The sequence below is a fragment of the Nostoc sp. UHCC 0252 genome (genome assembly GCF_034931145.1).
Classification (GTDB): Bacteria; Cyanobacteriota; Cyanobacteriia; order Cyanobacteriales; family Nostocaceae; genus Nostoc.
In genome coordinates this window covers 1-6,439 of the sequence record NZ_JAYGHE010000142.1, presented here as the reverse complement: position 1 = coordinate 6,439, position 6,439 = coordinate 1, and the positions used below count along the sequence as shown (strand labels likewise).

Here is a 6,439-nt window from a genome sequence, read left to right as displayed (position 1 = left end):
TTGCGCGAAATATAGGAATTGCCCCTGACTCAGAATTTCGTTACCGTGCGGGGATTATCCACTGTTTAAGTGAAGCCGCCGAAGATGGTCACTGTTACTTGCCACAAAGCGAACTGATTGAATCGGTAATCAAACTGCTGGCTACCGAATCTCATCAGCCCACAGAAGAAGCGGTGGCGATCATTATTAAAGATATGGCTCTGGCAGACGAGCTGATTAGAGAGCGGGATGAAGAAAAAAGGCTACTTTGCTATAAGCCGACTTACTTTCATACGGAACAGAATTTAGCTCAATTGATACGCCAACGCTTGGAAAATCCTGTTGGCACTGACATTGAGCGTGTGCGTGATTGGATTGACCGCTTTACAGCCAGCCGTAAAATTCAGCTTTCAGAACAGCAACGCCAAGCTGTAGAAACAGCAGCCTACTCCAAAATCATGATCCTCACTGGTGGCCCTGGCGTTGGAAAGACTTTCACAACTCACACCATTGTCAGCCTATGGAAAGCAATGGGTAAATCTATTGCGTTGGCTGCACCCACTGGACGGGCTGCTCAACGCTTAAATGAAATGACAGGACTTGAAGCAAAAACTATACATCGCTTGTTAGAATTTGACCCTCGCTCAAGGGGTTTCAAGCGCGATAGCGAAAATCCTTTGCCTCACACGGCAATTATCGCTGACGAAGCTTCGATGCTTGATTTGTTTCTGGCTTACTCCTTGGTTAAAGCAGTATTGGCTGGCGCTCTACTATTGTTGGTGGGTGACATTGACCAGCTACCATCTGTGGGCCCAGGTCAAATACTTGCTGATTTGATTAATTCTGGTTGCGTGCCAGTAGTGCGGTTAACTCAGGTATTCCGCCAAGCTCAAACAAGTGCAATTATCACTGCTGCTCATCAGATTAATCGGGGCCAGTACCCAACAATCGAGCCAATCTCCGACAATCCTGTGTCTGATTGTCTGTGGCATGGTGGAGGTCATCAGCCTGAACATGGAGTGCAAGCAATCTGCGAGTTGATTACAGACTTGCTCCCTCGACTAGGTTTTAATCCTGCCACTGATGTCCAAGTGCTTTGCCCGATGACACGGGGAGTTGTGGGTACTCGCAATCTTAATACCGTGTTGCAGCAGTTGATTAACCCACCCAGCCCCAGCAAGGTGGAGATTAACAGAGGTGGGAATTTGTTACGCGAGGGCGATCGCATTATCCAGCTAACCAACGACTACAACCGCGAAGTTTTCAACGGCGACTTGGGAATAATCCTCACCATTGATACTGTCGAGCAGGAAGTTACAGTACTGTATGGTGAGCGGACTGTAGTTTACGATTACGCTGACCTGAATGAAATTGCCCTTGCCTGGAGCATTTCTATTCATAAAAGCCAGGGGTCAGAATATCCGGTGGTGATTTTGCCAATCTATATACAGCACTATATGATGCTGACCCGAAACCTGTTTTACACTGGTATAACTCGTGCCAAGAAGTTAGCGATCGTGGTTGGCGCAAAAAAAGCGATATCTTTGGCGGTGCGCTCTACTGATGACCAACGGCGGTACACAAGGTTACAGCAGAGGTTACTTCAGGCAGGACTGCATTGATATGCCTTGGCTATTAAATAATTCGTAATTCGTAATTAAGTTTTGTGATGGGGATTTAGACCCCGACCCGAATGGCACTAAGTTAAGCTGAAGAGTATGCAGCGTAAGGATTGCAGAGGGGCAGGGGGCAAGGGTGCAGAGGTGAATTTCTGAATATCCGAACGCAATACCTAACCCGGATTTCTCCCCTGCTCCTCTGCTCCTCTGCACAAGAGCTGCCTCAACGATTTTCCCTTTTCTTAGTGCCATTCGACCCCGACCCAAAACTTGCTTATTTTTTGAACTGCGGGATTTAACCCTGTTTTGTCAATCTGGGAGAAGTTAATCCCTGTAAGCCTTTCGCAGCTTTAGTTTTCAGGTTGGGGCTATAAATTTTAGTTACTGTTAGAAAATAAAGGTTCAAAGCTTGGCTCAACCAAAGTTTCAGAATCTTGCTTCGATTATTGTTTTCCGAGAGTGACAGAATAGGGTTAAACCCACGGTACTCAGTTAAAAATAGAAAATTTTAATGAGCTATTTGATTTATACTTTTAAATCCCCTGGTTTAAAAAAGTCGAAAAGTTTGTATGTCCAGCCTGAGTTCCGACATGGTTCGCATCTATTTGCAAGAAATTGGTCAGTATCCTTTATTGAAGCCAGAGGAAGAAATTGCTTATGCAAGACTTGTACAAGAAATGATTGCTATTGAGCAATCTAAAAACGAACTCACACAACAGCTAGACCGCGAACCAACAATGACAGAATTAGCCAATGCTGTTGAAAAAACTGAAACACAAATCCGAGCAGCGCTACACCTTGGTCAAAAAGCTAAACAGAAAATGGTGACAGCTAACTTGCGACTGGTAGTTTCTGTTGCCAAGAAATACCAGAACCGCAATTTGGAATTTTTAGATTTGATTCAGGAAGGAGCGATCGGTTTACAGAGGGGTATAGAAAAGTTTGACCCGAACCTGGGGTATAAGCTCTCGACCTACGCCTACTGGTGGATTAGCCAAGCTATAACCAGAGCAATTGCAGAACAATCCCGGACTATTAGATTGCCTGTTCATCTAACCGAAATCCTTAATAAAATTAAGAAGGTGCAGCGAGAAAGCTTTCTAAAACTCGGCCGCCATGCCACTGCTGAAGAAATAGCTGCATCATTAAACATCAGCCCCGATAAGCTTCGAGAATATCTCAGTGCCTCTCGTACAGCCATTTCTTTAAATAAAAAAATTGGAGATGAGCAAGAAACAGAATTGGGCGAAATTTTAACAGACGTTGGTGTTTCACCAGAAAAACTCCTTACCCAAGAACTTCTATCCCAAGACGTGGCTAAATTCTTAGAACCATTGACACCTATACAGCGTCAAGTGTTGACTTTAAGCTTTGGGCTAGAGAATGATCAGCATTTCAATCTCGCTCAGATTGGCCAACAGCTAAACCTCAGTCGAGAGCGGATTCGTCAAATCCAAGTCAAGGCGATAAGTATTCTCCGCTATCGACAAAACGACATGCAAGAGTATTTATCTGATTAAGTAGAATTACTTTCGTCAGATGATGCACACCTTCAACAATTGCTAGATAGCATACCTTTCCATGAATCAAGTTCGACTCCCCAAAGTTAGCGTCGCCGTGACAGGTTACAGCAACATTGCCGCTTGAGAGTGGAAATTAAACCATGATGTAATTGAAAATATTGTAGAGTCAAGAAAAGTCCCAAGTATTTCCCTACGTAACTCACCCTCACTATGGCGATCGCACCCTTAAGCTGGCAAGAACTAGAAAGGCTCACGGACTATCAAATAGATACCGTTAATGGTCTCACCAACGCGAAAGCCCGGTTGCGGTTGTTTGGTCAACCGGAATCTGATGTGCGGGTAACGCTGTACCGTGATAACCACGCCTGGTGTCCTTACTGTCAAAAAGTTTGGTTATGGCTAGAGGAAAAACAGATCCCCTACCGCATCGAAAAAGTGACAATGTTCTGCTATGGAGAGAAAGAAAGTTGGTACAAACGTAAGGTACCATCAGGAATGCTCCCTGCGATCGAGCTAGATGGACGGATTATTACGGAAAGCGATGACATCTTAATCGCTTTGGAAAAGGTTTTTGCTCCATTAAGCCAAAGAATGGAAGACCGCGCGGTGCTTCCTCTACGTCAATTAGAACGACTTTTATTTAGAGCTTGGTGCGCTTGGCTTTGCTCTAGAGCCAGTTCCCCTCAACAAGAACAACGCAACCGAGAACAATTTATCGGAGTGGTAGCTAGGGTAGAAGAAGCTCTGGGTTGCACCCCAAGCCCTTACTTTCTGGATAGGTTCGGCATCGTTGATGTCATTTTTACGCCATATCTCGAACGGATGAATGCAAGCCTTTACTACTACAAGGGCTACTCACTGCGTTCGGAAAACCCTCGCTTGAGCGCATGGTTTGCGGCAATGGAAAGCCGCTCGACCTACTGCGGTACCCAGAGCGACTTTCACACCCACGTACATGATTTACCGCCCCAGATGGGGGGCTGTTGGGAAAATGGCGAAACCCAAATGCTTCTCAATAAAGCGCGGGTGGATAATGGCCCCTGGTTTGGGCTGCCAGATGTTAGTTATCCAGAACCGGAAAACTCCCGCATGGAAGCTCTTCAAAGAACTATCGAACACCGGATCAATATTATCCGAGTTAACCCCTTAGATGAGAAATTGTTTGAGCAAGCTCTACGTTGTGCTTTAACACACATGATGCTCGGTAAAGACTGTGTACCTCCATCGGGATCTGATGTTGCTCTACGATATTTACGCGATCGCATTAATGTACCGCGAGATATGTCCATTTACGCAGCCAAGCGATTGAGGGAATCCCTGGAGAAAACCGCAGCCCTTGTGGGTGATGGGCAGCCAGACCCCATTCCCACTCAGCATCGACGAGATCAAGACCCATCTAACTTTGTCAAAAAGTAGGATTCAGGTATCCATCCCTACATTTTGTTAAAAACAGAAGTTAGTTTAGCTAAATTACTAGCTGACTCTTTTTCTATGCTGTTTCTACTTCTTCCTGGTTATTGCGTTGACCTATTGGCAACCCAGATAGTTGATTTTTGATATCAGAATAGCTTAAACTATGGATAGCATGAATCCATACCAATCCCCCTTTTATGGGGTTTGCGCTTATAGAATATCCGCTTTCAAGCGAAGTTTTTCCGATGAGGGTGGCACTTCATTTTGCTTAACTTTTGGGAGCGGTATTCTTTTAAGCAGGGTAATAGGCCCTGCCTCAATTAATACTAAAACTTCCAAAAAATAAAATCCCCAATCTATAAGAATGATAATAATTGTAGAGGGTAAGGGAAGTAATCACCGCTTCCGGCGTTAAACCTAATGTTGAGGTGTTGAGGTTGACACCATGTTCCTCTTAGATTATTAATTTTTTGAGGGTAAAAAAGACCCAGACACTAAATCTGGGTCTTTGAGGTTGGAAATTATCCCAAGATTTCAATCACAGCCGCTAGAATAGCTGGGGCTTTGTCTGAAACCGGAATGAATACCCGCTTTTTCCAGTTGATGATCTCGGTGAAACATCCAGCAGCTAAAAGCCGCTCTGCCAGTGAGATAGCATTAACCAGTTCTATGCGAGGTTCATTAGCAACGAAAGAACGTCGCAAGGTTACACCACCTGGCAACTGCTGTGTATATCTCTCGTTGAGTACCAGCTTCACAAGTTCTTCTGGAGAAAGCAGTTGGTTCCTTAGTCCGAGTTGTTCGCGCACGGTTTGAATGTCGTGAGCATTCACCACCCGACCGAGAATCTTTTGTCCATCGCTGGTTTGCAGTCGGAATACTCTACTATTGTGCTGTGGTAGTATCTTCCAAATGGGCAACAAAATACCAGTGACTAAGTGCAGATAATCGGTTGTGAACTTGGGCAGTGTGTCCACTTCCTTCGACCACCCTGCGACGAACGCATCGACACAAACCGCTTTCCAAGTGGAAGATTCTAAATCCTTGACTGGTATACGGATTTCTTTTTGTGGACGGACGAGTAACACTCTTGGTACAACACCACCATCAGCGTCGTAGATACTATGTGTCGGAATTGACACAGCAGCATGACCAGACTTGGTGTTAACCATCAATTTTCCCTGGTACATACTGGCAAACTCAAGCATTTCGTCAGCCGTTCTGATGTTATTCTTCTGAGTGCGTTCCACTTTCAAGTAATTGGTGACGCTACCAGTTTGAGCATGAGTATATACAGCTTCCTGGCTCTCAACAGTAAACCGTTCAGCCCGTAAAGTTTCCACACCCATCTCATAGACCCCTGCGGCGATCGCTGCTTCAATCTGCTGACTCAAGAGTAGTTCAAACCTCTCGAAAATGATGTTTTGCATATCGATGCGTAGAGCCAGTAGTCGGTTGAGAAATTGCCGCAATGGGGGCAAGTCAATTTTCATCCCGCCTTCATGAGAGGTTAAGCACAATCCAGTCATTTGCTCAAACTTTCCTAAAGGGACTTCATAAAATCGACCTTGGAATATCTGCTTGAACAGTTCATACAGTGCATATTCGGCGTAGTTTGACTCAAGGTTATCTTTGTTTGAAAATATTCCGTTACCTCCGGTTTGCCTTTGCCCCCTTGTGAGTGCCCCCAAGCTATCCAGCCTTCGAGCGATGGTTGAGATAAAGCGGCGTTCACCAATGACGTTAGTGGTAACAGGTCTAAACACGGGTGCTGATGCTTGGTTGGTTCTGTGCGATCGTCCCAACCCCTGGATTGCGTTGTCTGCCCTCCAGCCAGCCTCCAACAAATAATGCGATCGCCGGCGACGATTCGCAGCATTTAGATCGGCATGATAACTTCTGCCC

The 6,439-nt window shown here is 45.2% G+C and carries 4 protein-coding genes; 3 read left to right on the top strand and 1 reads right to left on the bottom strand.

Going from position 1 to position 6,439, the window contains the following annotated elements:
• The 3 genes from VB732_RS35090 to VB732_RS35080 all read left to right on the top strand — a co-directional run.
• Positions 1 to 1,601 (top strand): ATP-dependent DNA helicase (locus tag VB732_RS35090; RefSeq protein ID WP_323235418.1); only part of this gene is annotated, 1,601 nt, incomplete at its 5' end.
• 566 nt (positions 1,602 to 2,167) lie between these two features.
• The gene (locus VB732_RS35085; protein ID WP_323235417.1) at positions 2,168 to 3,118 is read left to right on the top strand and encodes an RpoD/SigA family RNA polymerase sigma factor; all 951 of its coding nucleotides are present in this window, start codon (positions 2,168 to 2,170) and stop codon (positions 3,116 to 3,118) included.
• Positions 3,119 to 3,331: 213 nt separating this feature from the next.
• Positions 3,332 to 4,537 carry a glutathione S-transferase family protein gene (locus VB732_RS35080; RefSeq protein WP_323235416.1) on the top strand — a complete coding sequence of 402 codons (1,206 nt, stop codon included), beginning with the start codon at positions 3,332 to 3,334 and terminating at the stop codon, positions 4,535 to 4,537.
• 518 nt (positions 4,538 to 5,055) lie between these two features.
• On the opposite strand, the gene VB732_RS35075 is transcribed toward VB732_RS35080, so the two are convergent.
• Positions 5,056 to 6,439: strawberry notch C-terminal domain-containing protein (locus VB732_RS35075; RefSeq protein ID WP_323235415.1), on the bottom strand; the 1,384-nt coding region annotated here is incomplete at its 5' end.

Bases quoted from the DNA above. Each gene is read 5' to 3' on its own strand.
- VB732_RS35080 (WP_323235416.1), top strand. From the start codon at position 3,332: ATGGCGATCGCACCCTTAAGCTGGCAAGAACTAGAAAGGCTCACGGAC.
- VB732_RS35085 (WP_323235417.1), top strand. From the start codon at position 2,168: ATGTCCAGCCTGAGTTCCGACATGGTTCGCATCTATTTGCAAGAAATT.